13 protein-coding genes and 2 pseudogenes are annotated in these 14,875 nt (G+C 58.4%); 10 read left to right on the top strand and 5 right to left on the bottom strand.

From position 1 onward, the window contains the following. The first annotated feature begins 29 nt into the window (after positions 1 to 29). Together plsY and ACVWZ1_RS00195 are read left to right on the top strand one after the other, a co-directional pair. Positions 30 to 641 carry a glycerol-3-phosphate 1-O-acyltransferase PlsY gene (gene plsY / locus ACVWZ1_RS00200; protein ID WP_414522593.1) on the top strand — a complete coding sequence of 204 codons (612 nt, stop codon included), beginning with the start codon at positions 30 to 32 and terminating at the stop codon, positions 639 to 641. A gap of 42 nt (positions 642 to 683) precedes the next feature. Then, positions 684 to 1,052 carry a gamma-glutamylcyclotransferase family protein gene (locus tag ACVWZ1_RS00195; RefSeq protein ID WP_414349642.1) on the top strand — a complete coding sequence of 123 codons (369 nt, stop codon included), beginning with the start codon at positions 684 to 686 and terminating at the stop codon, positions 1,050 to 1,052. On the opposite strand, the gene ACVWZ1_RS00190 is transcribed toward ACVWZ1_RS00195, so the two are convergent. From ACVWZ1_RS00190 to minC, 4 genes are all read right to left on the bottom strand, one after another. Further along, positions 1,030 to 3,378: a cation:proton antiporter domain-containing protein gene (locus tag ACVWZ1_RS00190; RefSeq protein WP_457502223.1), complete on the bottom strand. Its 2,349-nt coding sequence runs from the start codon at positions 3,376 to 3,378 to the stop codon at positions 1,030 to 1,032. The genes ACVWZ1_RS00195 and ACVWZ1_RS00190 overlap by 23 nt on opposite strands. Positions 3,379 to 3,753: 375 nt before the next feature. Continuing rightward, positions 3,754 to 4,056: a cell division topological specificity factor MinE gene (minE, locus tag ACVWZ1_RS00185; RefSeq protein ID WP_414356181.1), complete on the bottom strand. Its 303-nt coding sequence runs from the start codon at positions 4,054 to 4,056 to the stop codon at positions 3,754 to 3,756. A gap of 98 nt (positions 4,057 to 4,154) precedes the next feature. Continuing rightward, positions 4,155 to 4,961, bottom strand: a complete 807-nt coding sequence (gene minD / locus ACVWZ1_RS00180) for a septum site-determining protein MinD (protein ID WP_457502222.1) — start codon at positions 4,959 to 4,961, stop codon at positions 4,155 to 4,157. Next, positions 4,958 to 5,692, bottom strand: a complete 735-nt coding sequence (minC, locus tag ACVWZ1_RS00175; protein ID WP_457502221.1) for a septum site-determining protein MinC — start codon at positions 5,690 to 5,692, stop codon at positions 4,958 to 4,960. The genes minD and minC overlap by 4 nt, the downstream gene beginning before the upstream one ends. A gap of 172 nt (positions 5,693 to 5,864) precedes the next feature. Here minC and ACVWZ1_RS00170 point away from each other — a divergent pair, with 172 nt between their 5' ends. After that, entirely contained in the window at positions 5,865 to 6,818 is a 954-nt protein-coding gene (locus ACVWZ1_RS00170; RefSeq protein ID WP_011431982.1) for a M48 family metallopeptidase, read from the top strand. A gap of 119 nt (positions 6,819 to 6,937) precedes the next feature. On the opposite strand, the gene ACVWZ1_RS00165 is transcribed toward ACVWZ1_RS00170, so the two are convergent. After that, positions 6,938 to 7,303 (bottom strand): hypothetical protein, encoded by a 366-nt coding sequence (locus ACVWZ1_RS00165; RefSeq protein ID WP_457465615.1) that lies wholly within the window; start codon positions 7,301 to 7,303, stop codon positions 6,938 to 6,940. A gap of 480 nt (positions 7,304 to 7,783) precedes the next feature. Here ACVWZ1_RS00165 and ACVWZ1_RS00160 point away from each other — a divergent pair, with 480 nt between their 5' ends. From ACVWZ1_RS00160 to ACVWZ1_RS00130, 7 genes and pseudogenes are all read left to right on the top strand, one after another. After that, complete coding sequence (locus ACVWZ1_RS00160; protein ID WP_457465614.1) at positions 7,784 to 8,107, top strand: hypothetical protein; 324 nt, start codon at positions 7,784 to 7,786, stop codon at positions 8,105 to 8,107. A gap of 68 nt (positions 8,108 to 8,175) precedes the next feature. Beyond that, positions 8,176 to 9,003, top strand: a complete 828-nt coding sequence (locus ACVWZ1_RS00155) for an LmeA family phospholipid-binding protein (protein ID WP_457465612.1) — start codon at positions 8,176 to 8,178, stop codon at positions 9,001 to 9,003. 103 nt (positions 9,004 to 9,106) lie between these two features. Then, positions 9,107 to 10,603: a signal recognition particle-docking protein FtsY gene (gene ftsY, locus ACVWZ1_RS00150; RefSeq protein ID WP_457398412.1), complete on the top strand. Its 1,497-nt coding sequence runs from the start codon at positions 9,107 to 9,109 to the stop codon at positions 10,601 to 10,603. 89 nt (positions 10,604 to 10,692) lie between these two features. Next, positions 10,693 to 10,909: pseudogene (locus tag ACVWZ1_RS00145) on the top strand (hypothetical protein); the annotation flags it as partial. Continuing rightward, a complete protein-coding gene (locus ACVWZ1_RS00140) occupies positions 10,910 to 12,730 on the top strand; it encodes a DUF2254 family protein (RefSeq protein WP_457502220.1) in 1,821 nt (606 codons plus the stop codon). Positions 12,731 to 12,734: 4 nt separating this feature from the next. Next, positions 12,735 to 12,918 (top strand): annotated as a pseudogene (locus ACVWZ1_RS00135) (hypothetical protein); the annotation flags it as partial. Between the two features lie 170 nt (positions 12,919 to 13,088). Continuing rightward, positions 13,089 to 14,867, top strand: a complete 1,779-nt coding sequence (locus tag ACVWZ1_RS00130) for an ArnT family glycosyltransferase (RefSeq protein ID WP_457502219.1) — start codon at positions 13,089 to 13,091, stop codon at positions 14,865 to 14,867. The last annotated feature ends 8 nt before the right edge of the window (positions 14,868 to 14,875 follow it).

The following is a 14,875-nucleotide window of genomic DNA, read 5'->3' as shown; positions in this document are numbered from 1 at the left end:
AGTGAGGGAAGAGCGTTCCAGATCCTGCTATGCCTGCATTGCTTACGGCTCTTCTTGCGGTGCTGGGGGGCTATCTCCTGGGATCCATTCCAACCGGCTACTGGGTAGGTCGTTGGTGGGGAGGCATCGATATTCGTCAACAGGGATCCGGCTCTACCGGAGCGACCAATGTGTTGCGGACGTTGGGCAAGGGGCCTGCCCTGCTGGTGTTGCTGGTGGATGCTGCCAAGGGGGCAGCAGCAGTGGCTCTGGGATCGGCCTTGGGATCCGCGTGGTGGGTGGTTTTGGCGGCATTGTTCGCGGTGATCGGCCATAGCCGTTCCTGCTGGCTGGGCTTCAGGGGGGGCAAATCGGTGGCCACCAGCCTGGGGATCTTGTTGGCTATGGCTTGGCCAGTAGCCCTGACAACTTTCGGCGTCTGGCTGCTGGGGCTCGCCCTCACCCGCATCGTTTCCTTCAGCTCCCTGCTGGCGGCAGTTGCGGCTCCGGTGATGATGTGGGCAACGGCTCAGCCTTTGCCCTATTTGTTGTTTGCGCTGGCGGGCGGGGTGTATGTGATCGGTGCTCATCGGCGCAACATCGAGCGCCTACTGGCCGGGTCGGAGCCGCGCATTGGCCAAAAATGGACGCAATCTCCCTAATTTTCAAGGCACTGTGAAGCAGCTGTATTACTCCGCAACGCTATGCAACCGACCACAGTGGTTTTTGTCTACGGATCCCTGCTGCGGGGCGGCCAATACCACAGCTTGCTGCAGGGGGCAGAATTTTTGGGGACAGACAGCCTCAACCACATTGATCTTTACAGTCTCGGCCCCTACCCGATGGCAGTTCGTGGCCGAAACCGGCTCTACGGCGAGTGCTACCGCATCCCCTTGAGTCTATTGGCCCGCTTGGACGAACTGGAAGACCACCCGCGGGTGTACGAACGGCAGTGGGTGCAGTTGGATAGCGGCACCTTTGCTTGGGTTTATCTGGGTCGGCCTGAGCAGGTGCAGGGGTGTTCCCTCATCCCCAGTGGCCGCTGGCTGGCTAGAGATCAAAGTGGAGCTTGACGCCCTCAACATACTGGGGCAGCACCAAAGACTCTATCCCACTGTTGTGCTCCGCACCGCTGTCGCGAACGCGAACGGCTGCCGACGGATCCCATTCTTGGGAATCAGACTCTTTGGCGGAGAGAGCACCGGCATCCACAGGGCTGGAAACGCGCTCCAGGTAGTAGATGCGATCCCCGCGTCGCCAAATGTCTGGCTCAGGCAGGTAGAAGAGCCGACCCGGTCGAGATGAGCCGCTCCTCAGCCGCTGCGGGCGCACCAACAACAAGGGCAGGCATAGATCGGCTTTGATTCGATAGGCAAACTGATCCCGCAGCCGTTCAAGGGTGGGATCCTCCAGTCCCATCTGGGCCAGGAAGGGATTGGGCAGCGCTGGTGCTGAAAAAGCGCTCCGCACCGCTGTCGGGAACGACTCTTGAGCCGTCAAGACATCAGCTCTATTGCTCCGCACTGCCTCCGGCAGGGTTGAGGCCGCATTCGCAGAAGCGTCACGTAGCGATAAAGGGAGAGGCAGGCCCAGGTCTGCCAACGTGGGTAGGGTGATCGAGCGCAGCTCAGCCCGGTTGGCCTCCAGATAGCCGGCCCAGCGCTGCAGTTGGGGGAAGGAAGGCTGCAAGGTGCGGATCCCTTCTGAGATGGGCATATCCGGCAGCAACACCGTCCAGATGGTGGCCGAAACCGAGAGTTTCACCATCAACTCGGCAATGGCCCAGTTTACCTGCGGATCCAGAGTCAGGATCAACAGAGTTTCCGCATGGTCGATATCGGCCTTCAACAAAGCAGACTCGTTCAGTACAGCTTCCTGCAGGGATCCGGGGATGGCTTCTGGCTTGCCGACTTCCTGGCTTGGGGCAGACTTGTGGGTGCCGTTGCCGTCAGAGGAATGAAGTTGTGGGGGCAAGCCATCTGCTGGACGACGCTTCGGCGTTCCTGACAGGGATGTGGAGGACTTACGGGATGGCGGGATGGAGTCCTTACCGTCTGTTGGGTGGGGAGCTTTGTAGCTGCCGTGCCCATTTTTGGAAGACCCAGAAACCAACGGGATCACCTCGACCGTCTGGTTGAGCGAGCGCATCAACTGGGCCAATTGGTTGGTGAGGGGATGATCGCCGATGATTATGGTGGAACTGCCCTGATCCAGACCCAGCCAACGGGCCACCCAGGCTGCCGTCAACCCCTGTACCGTCACCGTCACCGAGATCGTCAAAAACACCAGCGCCTTGAGGGCATCCCCCCCAGTAATGCCCCGTTCTGTCAGCAAAATGGCAAACAAGGAGGCCACCGAAGCCGCCACAATGCCCCGAGGAGCCAGCCAAGCCACAAACAGCTTCTGCCGCCAATTCAGGTCGCTGCGCCAGGTACACAGCCACACGCTCAAGGGGCGAATGACCAGCATCAAGCACAGCACTGTGGCCAGGGATCCCCAGCCCAGGGCAAACACCGCCTTGAGGGAGAGCGTGGCGGTAAGCAAAATAAAGATCACCGAGATGGCCAACACCACCAACTGGCCGTGAAACTGCCGCACACCCCGCTCGGCAATGGCCGCCTTCTGCCGCACCACCAGGCCCGCCATCACCACTGCCATCAGCCCCGCCTCCGATCGCAGCGACTGGGCCAAGGCAAACACCCCCAGCGCCCCTGCCAGCACCACCGAGTTGCGCAACTCCTCGGTTAAAAACTGCCGCGACCAAAGCAGGAAGGATCCCATCAGCCAGCCCCCCAGCGCTCCCACCGCCGACCCGATGGCCAGACGGCTGGACAACTGTTCCAGGGCCATGAGAAAACTGGGATGGCCGGAGAGCACCACCTGCAGCACCACCACTGCCAGAATGGCCCCGATGGGATCGATGAGCACCCCTTCTCCCTCCAGGAGCGTGCTGACTGCCGGATCGACCCGTACCCGCTTCAAGATGGGGTTGATCACCGTCGGCCCTGTTACCACCACCAGGGATCCAAATAAAAAGGCCAGCCGCCAGGGAAACTCTCCCAGATAGTGAGCTGCTGCCGCTCCCCCCACCAGGGTCAGCAGGGATCCCAACAAAACCAAGTTGCGCAGGCTATCCGATACCGGATTGAGGCGTTGCAGCCGCAGGTTCAGCCCCCCCTCAAACAAGATCAGGGCCACCGCCAACGACACCAGCGCCTCCAGCCCGGATCCCATGACTTGGGGGTGAACCCAGCCCAAACCATCTGGCCCCAGCAACAGGCCAAACAGCAGCAGGAAAACAATGCTGGGCACTCTGACAACATTAGCCAGCACCTGAGCAGCGATCCCGGCCACCAGGGCTAGCGTAAACAGGATCGTCAGCTCAAATGAATCTTGCATATTGAGGCTTAACCGAACGCAATAGCGGGACGGAGCCCTTACCTTTCCAGCTACTGAACGCTAACAATCTCGTCGCTGCCATCGTTAACGTCGTTGTTGCTCCGCAACGCTAACGCCAATACAAACTGCTGAAAAGTCTCCAATCGTCAAGGGGGCTCTACCCATCACGTCAGCAGTTCATGAGCCCAAACACGCAGAGCTAACTCATGTGTGTCGGCCCCATGAAGTTGCAAAAGCTACACTCAGCCTGCTTCTCGCTACAGTACACACGACTTACCTCAACGTATCACAGAGCGGGCTTGACGACCACTCTGGCGTTGGGCAGCTCTGTTGGGAATTGAAAGCAAATCGACATGCTGCCAAAAATCTCCCCTTCTAGGCTTTCTCGCCTTCCGGGTGGCTGAGACCCGTCTCTAAGGGCTTAACGCGACGGATGGGCAGATTGGCAATGAGAGCAGTCGTTCCCCCTTCCGTAGCCAAATGAAACTGCATCCCCTCTGAATCTAGCTCCACATAGCGCGACACCACCCCCAAAATCTCTAGGCGCATCGATTCCAGTGCCGCTGGGGTGAGATCAGCGCGGTCATGGGCCAAGATCAGCTTTAACCGTTGCTTGGCTTGATGGCGGCTGTTGCCGGAGTGCCGAGAAAAAAGCTGATCCAAAAAATCGAGGAGCATAGGTTTTGCCGGCCTTGTTACTCAGTTGTGAAAGTTGTGAACAGGTCAAAATTGCCATTCCAATCTGGATAAAGTGGGGAAAAACGACAAAACAGTTGTCAGAGCACCTTTTGGTTTAAAAACCGTTTGGCCCGCTCCCAAAAAGACTCGCTCAAGCTGGCCAGCTTGGGAAACTCCACCGCTTCCCCTTCTAGCCGTCGGGCAATGCGCTGGATGGCCTGAGCAGCCAGAGTTGGATTGGCGGAGAGAACCAGGGGCTCCCCTTTGTTGGTGGAGACGATCACCTCGCGGTCTTCTGGAATAATACCCACCAACGGGATGGCCAGCACCTCCACCACATCTTCCACCGACATCATCTGGCCGGCTGCCACCATGTCCGGGCGCAGGCGGTTGACAATGAGCTGAGTCGATGAAATCTGGGCGGCTTCCAACAAGCCCACCACGCGATCTGCATCCCGCACCGCTGCCACTTCTGGGGTGGTGATGATGATGGCCTCGTTGGCCCCGGCAATGGCATTGCGAAACCCATGTTCGATCCCTGCCGGACAATCGATCAGCACGTAGTCATGGCTGCTGGCCAGCTTCTCGATCAACTGGCGCATCTGATCCGGATTCACCGCCGTTTTGTTGCGGGTTTGGGCTGCCGGCAACAGCGAGAGATGGGGGGTGCGCTTGTCTTTCACCAAAGCCTGCTCGAGGCGGCACTCCCCGGCAATCACCTCTAGGGCCGTGTACACCACCCGATTCTCCAGCCCCAGCAGCAAGTCCAGGTTGCGCAGGCCAAAGTCTGCATCCACCACCACCACCGAGCGACCCAAGCGCGCCAAGGCAGTGCCCAGGTTGGCCGTCACGGTGGTTTTGCCGACTCCACCTTTACCAGAGGTCATGACGATGACTCGGCTCATACTCCTCTCCGCAGAAAATCTTGAAGGCTGGCGATGCAGATGACATCTTCCTGTAGGTAAACCACTTCAGGGGTGTTGGGCAGGGATCCACCTTCTGGCGGACGGGCCACCTGATTGGCAATGCGCAACTGAGTGGGCTCCAACTGCAAAGCCAAAATTACAGCTCCCTTGTCGCCGTTGGCCCCCGCGTGAACCAAGCCGCGCAAGCGTCCCCAAACCCAAACATCTCCTCCGGCAACGATCTCGCCGCCGGGGTTGAGATCCCCCAACAGGAATACGGATCCTCTGTGACGCACGGACATGCCAGAGCGCACCGTCGAACGTAGGTACAGAGGTGTGGTGTCTGGGGGAGCAGGGGGAACTGCCTCCAAAAGGGAAGATTGCTCCACAGAATACCCCAACGTCGCTGCTGCAATCGCTGTCGAGCGGGATCGAGTTTGAACGCGCCACAGTTGCATTCCATGCTGAGACAATAGGGCAGCAAGAAGTTGTAGGGTGGGCATGTCCAGCTCTCGCTGCTGGCTCCAGAGGGTGAGGGGAGCGACCCCGGCCCAGTAGGGTTTGCGGCTGCGCAACTGCCAAACCAGGTTTTCCCAAAGCTCCTCCCAAGGCAAGGTGCTGGGCAAGTGCAGATGAATCCCTTGTGCATCCGACCGAAAGTAAACGCTGCCCGTGGCCCAGGAGTCTGGAGATGGGGAGATTTCAGGGTTCCATGTAGGGGATCCCGTCATGACCGCCCTTAAACGTCTGCCTGAATATAGAGCCCTATCCTATTCCATTCCCCCAAGCCAGGGGAAACTCTCTCGGCGGTTGCCCTTGATAGCAAAGCGGTTTCGCTTGGGTGGCAGGACAATCTTGCTTCGGGATCGCTAACTTGAGGGTACTTGATGGAGCCAATTCCTGATGTTGAAACCTCGCCACACCCTCAGGCTGCTCGCGCCAGCAGGACAGGATCCTCTCCTCTCCAAGGGGTGGAGTTCTCGCGCGGTGAGACCGGTCGCCATTGCCCTACTCAGCATTCTTGCGGCATCTGGGATGGGATCCCCTGCCCATGCCCAAGATCTGGGCCGTTTGCTGATTCATGGCCTTCAGTGGCTGCAGGTGAGCCAGTTGAACGATGCCCAAGAGGTGAGCTTAGGCCGCCAGATCGATCGACAACTGAAAGCGCGGGGACAACTTCGCCTCAGTTCGGATCCCTACTGGGTCGAGCGGGTGAACCGCATTGGCCAACGGGTGGCCGCCCACAGCGAACGGCCCCATCTGCCCTACACCTTTCAAGTGGTGGAAGATCCCGACATCAACGCCTTTGCCACACTGGGAGGCTTTGTCTACATCACCACTGGTGCCCTCGCAGCCGCCGACAACGACGACCAGATTGCCGCCGTGCTGGCCCACGAGGTGGCCCACATCGGCGAACGCCACGGCCTGCAACAACTGCAGCAGGCTGCCACTGCCCAGTTTGGGGCTCAATTGTTGGGGCTCAACGATAGTACCCTGGCCGCTCTGGCCCTGGAATTGGGAGTACGGCGCCCGCAGAGCCGTGAAAACGAGTTTATCGCCGATGAAAAAGGTCTGGGGGCAGCCTATCGCGCCGGGTTTGACCCGCAGGGCATGCCGCAATTTTTGGCCAAGTTGCAATCCCGCGGATCTGTGCCAGAGTTCCTGCGCACCCATCCCCCCGTCTCGGAGCGCATTGCCCGCCTCAACCAGCTCATCATTCAGCACGGCATGGTCAGCCCAGCCGGTCAGACCGTTCCACTCCACGGCTCCGGCGGCTCCATTTGGCCCTCCGGATCCCCCGAACAAACCCAACGCACCGAGATTGAGATCCTGCCGCTACTCCCTGTCCTGCCCTAACTCGGCCCAGAGGGATCCCTTCTGCCCAAGGCCGGCTGAAATGGCTCTCGCTCCCAATCTTTGGCCTTGATGACTTCCTGTGTTTCTTGGTCGGGGATGGCTACTGGTGGAGCTATGCTTCACAGCAAAGGCAGGCCACGCAGTCTCCGCAACTGGTTGAGGTGGGCCGGGCAATCACAGCCGAATAGGGCAATAGCTGCGTTGCTTTCTTCAAGGGTGAACTCCAGAAAGGGATGCTCTGTCACCTCGACCTCAACCCAGGACTCCGTCCCGCTAACGCGAGTGGCTGGGATGGGATCCTTCTGCTCGGGAACAAGGAGAGGATGTCTCCACGGCAAAGAACGGGAGCGGACGACACCCAAGTCAAATGGGGGCGCATCCGGGGCAGAAGCCCAAGCCGCAGGAGCAGACCAAAGCAGCAACGCCCACAGAGCCGGTGTAGCCCACCTTGCCCAGCGCCAATAGGAATAGGGGATCCCTGCCATAGACTTTGCTAACTCACTAGTGTACCGTCCGCTTTGGATTTTGCCAGGGAGTGGCTGAAGCGAAGAGGACGTCATAGCTGCGCAACGCTAACGCGACTGGCCGGCATCGTCTCAGGAACCGTTGGGTCACAGCCGGCGGATCCCATGCCAAACTTTGGTTTAGAATATTTTTAGATTCGAGATTCAGTCTCACTCATTTGAACTTGGGGAGGCCAACCTTTAGCCTTGCCAAGGATATCCCTCTTCTGCAGCGCTCCACTGGGATCTAGCTTCCTGCCCTTTCCCGTCCTGTTTTGTTCATTATCTCTATTATCTCTACCAACTCAGGAGTTTCTTATGGCCGTTCCAAATGGTCATTCCGGCACGCTTCCAGAGCAAGAGGCTTCTTCTATGGGAAAGGACGCTCTTCCGCCAACGCAAACGGGTAATGCTCTAAACCTGGCTCCCCTGCCTGCTGATGGAGCCTCCGGGGCTGCTCAGATGCCGGTACTGCTGGAGGAGAAATCCGGCCCACCGGTGTTTCCCAGCCCTGTCAAGTTCAGCGAAATTGAGATTGACCACCGTCCGGTTGGGGCTTCGACCCTGAAAGTGGTGGATTACTATGCCGACGGACGTCCAGTTACTGCTGCAACTCTCAAAGTCGTGGACACCTGGGGCGAGGGACGCCCAACGGTTGCCTCTGGGGCCAAATTCATTCATGATCCCACGCTCAATCGCCCGATAATGGCTGATGGCCTGAAAATTGCCAAAACCTTTATGGGCAATCGCCCCATTGAGGCCAGCCCCCTCAAGGTGATGCGCTAGCCCGGATCCCCAAGGTGGGCCAGGGATCCCCTTGCTAACCTAGGTTAGGGCACAGCAGGGCAGTGATCATGGAGATCCTGGCAGTTCTCTTGGGGCTGTTGGCGGGCTTGGGAGGAGGAGCGAGCTATCTGGCGGATCAGACGGCGCGGCAGCTTCTGTTGGATCAGTTGGATCGGGCAGAGGTTTTGGAGGTGCGCATCCAAAGCCAGCCCAATTACCGGCTGCTGAATGGCCAAGCGGATCGCCTGCTGATCGCCGGTCGCGGGCTCTATCGAGCGCCCTTTCCCCGCATCGAGCTTCTGGAGCTGGAAACCGATCCGGTGGCAATTGACCCCTCTTTTTTCCAGGGGGCTCCCTTGCGCCTGACGCGACCTCTGCAAGCTGCGGTGCGGGTGGTGGTGCGAGAAGAGGACTTGAATGCTGCCCTCAACATGCCAGAGGTGCTCCGCCAGTTTCAGGATCTCCGGGCCGATCTGCCTTTTGGGGGAGCGGGAAGGGAAGCTCGCCGTTTCGATCTGCGTCAGCCCCGCGTCGAGTTTTTGGATCCCAACCGCATTCAGCTCTCTGCCCTTTTGGTGGAGGAAGACGGCGGTACCGAGCAGAAGGACTCCGTCCAGCCAACGCGAGCAGTGGAGGTGGTGTTCAACGCTGGAATCCGCATGGAGGAAGGGCGCAGCCTAAAGCTGGAGAATCCGGAGTTTGTGATCGGTTCTGTACGGGTTCCTGATGAGATCTCAGCAGCGTTTTTGGGCGGGCTCAATGAGGTGTTTGACCTGCAAGAGCTGGAAGAGAGCGGGATTCTGGTGCGGGTGCTCAGCCTGGAGATAGAGCCTGACCAATTGCAGGTGATTGGGTTTGTGCGGGTGGAGACGCTGGAAAGGACTTTGTCCCGCTAACGGGGATCCCCATTGAGCAGGGATGAGCTCCCCAGGGCTGCGCTCTAGCAGGAGAGCTGCTCTGTCAAACTGGATAAAGATCAGCCAGGCTGGAGATGGGATTATGGCCTTCGATTGGTTTCGCCGCCGCTATACCGACTCTACCGACTCTTCTGGTGAAGCAGAGCCTTCGCCACCGGCCCCGGAACCGGCGGAGATCTCCCCGGAAGACTATTTGGCCTTCGCCAAAGCCGCCTATGCCAACCTGAAGGCCCGTGCTGCTGCCCAAGCCCCACCGGCAACCCAGGACTCTGTCCCACCTGCGCCAGCGGAAGGGATCCCTGCAGAATCCGTCCAGCTGCAGCCACCGGCCTCGACTGAGGACTCCGGCCCACTTGCCCAAGCAGAACCCCGTGAACCCGTCCAGTCCTCCACTCCAACACAAGAACCAGCATCTCCAGAATCGCCCCCTGTGCAGCCGGCGGCAGCTCCCTCGTTTTTCGATCTGGCTCCCCGTGCTGCTGAGCGTCTCCAAGCCCTGCAAGCCAGCGCCGTGGATGAGCCCAAACCCGAGCCGGTGACTCCAGCCGTTGCTCCCTCTCCAGAGACTGGGCCGGAAGAGCTGGTCTTCGATGAGGGCTTCCGCTGGTCAGCCGAGATCCTGGCGGCCCAAGGGCGCAAACCGGAAGAGATTTCCGTTGAGGAAATCTCCTGGCTGCAAAAGCTGCGGCGAGGCTTGGGCAAAACCCGCCTTAACCTGATCAACCAGTTGAAAGCGCTGGTAGGCCGCGGCCCTCTGGATCAGAAGGCTGTGGAAGAAATTGAGGCCCTGTTGCTGCAGGCCGATGTGGGGATCGACGCCACCGAGCAGATCATCCAAGCCCTACAAAAGCGCATGCGAGAGGAGGTGGTGCCCCCAGAGGAGGCCGTCAAATACCTCAAGCAGCAGATGCGGCAGATGTTGACGGTGGGGAATCCCACCTTTGCCCCACAACGGGACACGCTCAACATTTGGCTGATTGTCGGGGTGAATGGGGCGGGCAAAACCACCACCATTGGCAAAATTGCCCATGTCGCCCGCAAGTCTGGATACCGCTGTCTGATTGCTGCTGCTGATACTTTCCGGGCTGCTGCTGTGGAGCAGCTCAAGGTTTGGGCAGAGCGAGCAGGGGTAGAGGTAATCGCCAATCCCTCTCCCAATGCCGATCCGGCAGCGGTGGTTTTTGACGCCATCACAGCCGCCAAGGCCAGGGGCACCGAGTTGCTGTTGGTGGACACGGCAGGCCGTCTGCAAAACAAGAAAAACCTGATGGACGAGCTAGCCAAGATCCGCCGCATCGTTGACAAAAAAGCTCCCGAAGCCAAAGTAGAAAGCCTTCTGGTGCTGGATGCCACCCAAGGGCAAAACGGGTTGCGCCAAGCCGAGGTGTTTGCCGAGGCTGCCAAGTTGAGCGGTGTGATCCTGACTAAGCTGGATAGCACCGCCAAGGGGGGGATTGCCCTGGCCATTACGCAGCAGATGAACCTGCCCATCCGCTTTATCGGCGCCGGCGAGGGGCTAGAAGATCTGCGGCCTTTTTCCAGCTACGAGTTTGTGGAAGCTCTTCTAAGCGAGTATTGAGGCACCCCCTCTCTGAGAAGGGCCATTGTGAAAGAGCATGACTCTAGTCAATAATAAGCTCAACTATACTGAAAATAATGTATAATATGTTCAGTACGGATTACTACCAGTTGATCTTTCTGTTTACTTTCGAGTCTGCCAACATGGTAGCCAAAGCAAAGCAGAAAATTGGTAGTAAGACGACACGGAAACTGCGCTTTGGGTATTCTACTCAAAGCTTTGCGGGATACCGCCATTCTGTTTGGAAACAAACAGAATGCTATCGCTGCACAGTTGAACAGTGATGTTCAGCAGTGTTCAGCGTAAATGTATCAGAGACACACAGATCCAGGCTTTGTTGGGCGTCGCCCCCGCTTTCTGCCCTGGAGTGCTGCAGTGGTGGGGGCAGGTTTGCTTTGGGCTTGGGGTGGGCACCGCTGGATCCAGAGCGGGTTGAACCTGGTTCGGGCAGGATCCACGCAGGATACAGAAGCTTTGCAGGAATTTGTAACCACCTTGGCCCAAGTGTTGTCGGGGGTGCTGGGCTTTACCCTCTCGGTGGTGGCCATTGTGGTGCAGTTGAGCGCGGATCGCTTCACGCCAAAGGTCACGGAGCTGTTTTTGCGCGAGAAAGTCAATTTCTACCTCTTCTTTTTCCTGATTTTGGCCAATGTGGTCAGTTTGTGGAGTTCGGCAGCCCTGGGCTTTTACGTTCGTGTTGGCGTTGCGGAGCAACACCCTCCAGGGTTGCTCGTCGGGCTGAATCTGCTGCTGGGCACAGCTTCGTTTTTGATGCTGATCCCCTACTTTCGCTTCGTGTTTCACTTTTTGCAGCCGGCTTCGATTATCCATCGCATTGAGCAGCAAGTGCGGCAGGCCATCCTGGGATCCCTTGCTTCCAGGAGATCAGGGTCGGACTCCGGATCCAAGAGGGGCTATTTCTCCCGTTGTTCACTGCAACTGCGGCCTCGTCACGACAACGTTGTGCAGCAACAGCGATGCGCAGGAATACAGGGTGCCGTAGGCATAGCAACAGAGCAGCACTCTCCAATGGGCGAATGCTCGCCAGCTCATCAGCGCTGCCTCTCGGCTCTGGATGAAATCAAAAGCATCGCCACCAGTGCTCTCCGTCAGCAGGAGGGGAGCATTCTCCTGGAAGCCTTGGACAGCTTGAAGTCTCTGTGGGTCTTCTATGCTGCTCACAAAGCACAACTGCCCCCTGCCTGGTTTCTCCTTACTCCAGCTCTGCGGCGGGATCCAGACTTTGCTTCGGTGGATAAGGGACTCTTGAGCCAGATTGAGGCAGAAGGATCCTGGCTGGAGCTGAAGATCCTGCGGCAGTATCAAGCCTTATTTGCCGAAGGGCTAAACGGCATGCGCCAGGCGAGCACCCTGGTGGCCATTCACAGCCGGGAGCTGGGGATCCGCGCCCTGGAAGCCCAACAACTCACGGTAGCGGGGTGGGTGATCAAGTTTTTCAACACCTATCTGCGGGCCGTCATCAACGCGCGAGACATCCGCAGCGGCTACAACCTGCTCAAGCAGTACCGCTTGTTGGCCGAGGCAGCCCTACAACACCGCCAGTCGGCTCTGGTCTTGCAGATTGTTGGCTACTTTCGCTACTACAGCTTAATTGCCTACAAAGCTGGCCTCTTTTTCCTATCTGAAACCTTTGGCTTTGATCTGGGAATGTTGGCCCAGTCGAGCTGTGCTCTGGGCTCTGAAACAACGGAAGCCATTGTGCAAGCCTTGTTACGTCTGGATCAGGATCCCGTTCGCGTCAGCGGGACGGAGTCCTTAAGCGAGCAACAGGAAACCACCCTGCGTGGGATCCGCAAAACCCAAGTCCGCTTGGCAGCCTATTTCCTCAGTCGTGGCCGGGAGGACTGGGCCAGGCTGATCTATCAGGATATGCAGCACGAGCCCCTGGCGCGCCTGCAGAGCATCCACCAAGAGCTGCTCTCTACGGCTGCAGAGTTTTGGGAGTTTACCGACCGGGGGGAGAACTTCTACTACTTGGAGCCCGCTCTTTGGCCCTATGCCGAGCAGTTTTTTAGCTGGTTTCAGGGCTTAACCTTGCCGGCAGATAAGCTGAAGAGCATGACTCTAGTCAATAATAAGCTCAACTATACTGAAAATAATGTATAATATGTTCAGTACGGATTACTACCAGTTGATCTTTCTGTTTACTTTCGAGTCTGCCAACATGGTAGCCAAAGCAAAGCAGAAAATTGGTAGTAAGACGACACGGAAACTGCGCTTTGGGTATTCTACTCAAAGCTTTGCGGGATACCGCCATTCTGGTTGGAAACAAACAGAATGCTATCGCTGCATAGTTGAACAGTGATGTTCAGCAGTGTTCAGCGTAAATGTATCAGCTCCTCTGGATCTCTGGAGCTTCCCTAAAAAATTCTGCCGCTCGCGTAAGCGGGACGGAGTCCTTGTCTAGTCTGGTTAGAGCCGCCCCTTGCTGACTTGTCCCATCGCGTTAGCGGGACGGAGTCCCATGCGTCCTTTCGGCAACCCCAACCGTCTAGGCAGTTCTCCCAGCCGCAGATCCCTGCCGGGATCCAGCTCCTTCGTTCAGTTTCGCCGCGACCCGCACCTAGTGCCCTTTTGGGGCCTAAGCCTACTAGTCATGGGCCTGGCAGTGCCTCTGTTTGTGCTTTCGGGGGCGGATCCCAGTTTGGCTGGCTGCGACGAGAGCTTTTATGCCCAAATGGCCCGCGAGCTGCTGCGGGGAGGGCATTGGCTGGGGCCCACTTTTTTGGGGGAGCCTTTTTTCGAGAAACCCCCTCTGCTCACCTGGAGCGTGGCCCTCAGTTTTGCCCTGTACGGGGTAAACGAGTGGGCAGCGCGGCTGCCAGGGATCCTCGCTGCTTTGCTCTCCATTCCCCTGGTGGGTTGGATTGGGCGACCTTTTTTGCCGATGCGGGCGGCCTTTTTGGGGATGGCAATTTTGCCCTTGTGCTACCTCTGGGTGCAGCAGGGGCGGCTGGTGGGGCAGGATGTACCTCTCACCTTTCTGGAGCTGCTGGGGATCCTGGGGCTGGTCAACGGTATCCGCGGCCACAGGGTTTGGTTTTGGCTAACCGGAGTGGCCTTCGGGCTGGGCCTGCTGATGAAAAGTGCCATGATCCTGCTGCCGGGGGCGGCTTTGATCCCCTATCTCGTGCAGCAACGGCGCCGCTGGATGGGATCCGCCCCATTTTGGCTGGCGCTTGGGCTGGGCTTGGGGATTTTTGGCCTCTGGCTGGGTCTGGCCATGCAGGTGTATGGCCCGCAGGTGCTGACCACCTTGGTGGGAAAGGTGTGGGATCTGGGGCAGGAGCCCTTCCATGCCGATGCCACCGGCTGGTACTACTTTTGGCACATTCCCGTTCATGGCTTCCCGTGGACGGTTTTGGCTTTGGTGGGTGGCTTTCTCCTGGTGCGCCAGCAGCCGGGATCCACGCTGCTAATCTGGTCTTTCCCCCTGCTGCTGCTGTTGTTGTTGCAGCTTTATCCCACCAAAACCCCCTACTACACCGTGCAGCTTTACCCTTGGCTGGCTCTCTTGGCCGGGGTAGCCTTGGATCAAGCGTTGGCTATGCGGGGTCGCGTCAGCGGTGCGGATCGCGTTAGCGGGACGGAGTCCTTGCACTTAAAGCCCCGTCTGGCCCAGGTGCTCTCTTGGGGACTGGCAGCGGTGGGGCTGTTGCTGTTGGGTTTGGGGGTGGCCGTCCGGCTAGGTGTAGACGGTCTGGAGCTCCTACAGCCTCATGCTTGGCCGCTGGTGGCGATGGGTCTTTTGTACCTCTTGCTGCCAGGGATCTGCAGTTGGTGGCGGGTGTTGCGCTGCGCCGGCGAGCTGTGGGTGGGAATCCTCTTGTTGGTCGGGATCCTCGCTATGATCACCATCGTCTTGCGGCCTGATTTCGGCAACTTCAGCCCTGCTTTTGCCCAAATGGATTGGAACCAAATGCTGCCCCCGTCCGTTCGCGCTATTCGGACGGAGTCCTCGACAGAGGCTGGGGAGACGGTGGTGGATATTGGCCGCAGCGGCTTGCCGGATGTCTGTCAGGCTCAGGCCATCGCTTTTTATACCCCCCATCCGGGGAGATGGGTGGATGATCAGGCTCTGCAACGAGGGGAATATGGAGACTACCTTTGGGTTTCTCCGGTGCAGGCAGAAAAGGTGGAGATCCGGGATTTGGGGTTACAACCTCTAGCGGCGGTGGAGGGCTGGCAACTGGTGCGCCGTTTGGATCCCCTCTTGGAGCAGGGCAGCGGGGAGCCTCTTTGAGTTTAAAA

This window comes from Thermostichus sp. MS-CIW-25 (assembly GCF_054060015.1).
The sequence above is the reverse complement of the archived record's forward strand: the minus strand, read 5'-3'. Positions and strand labels throughout refer to the sequence as shown.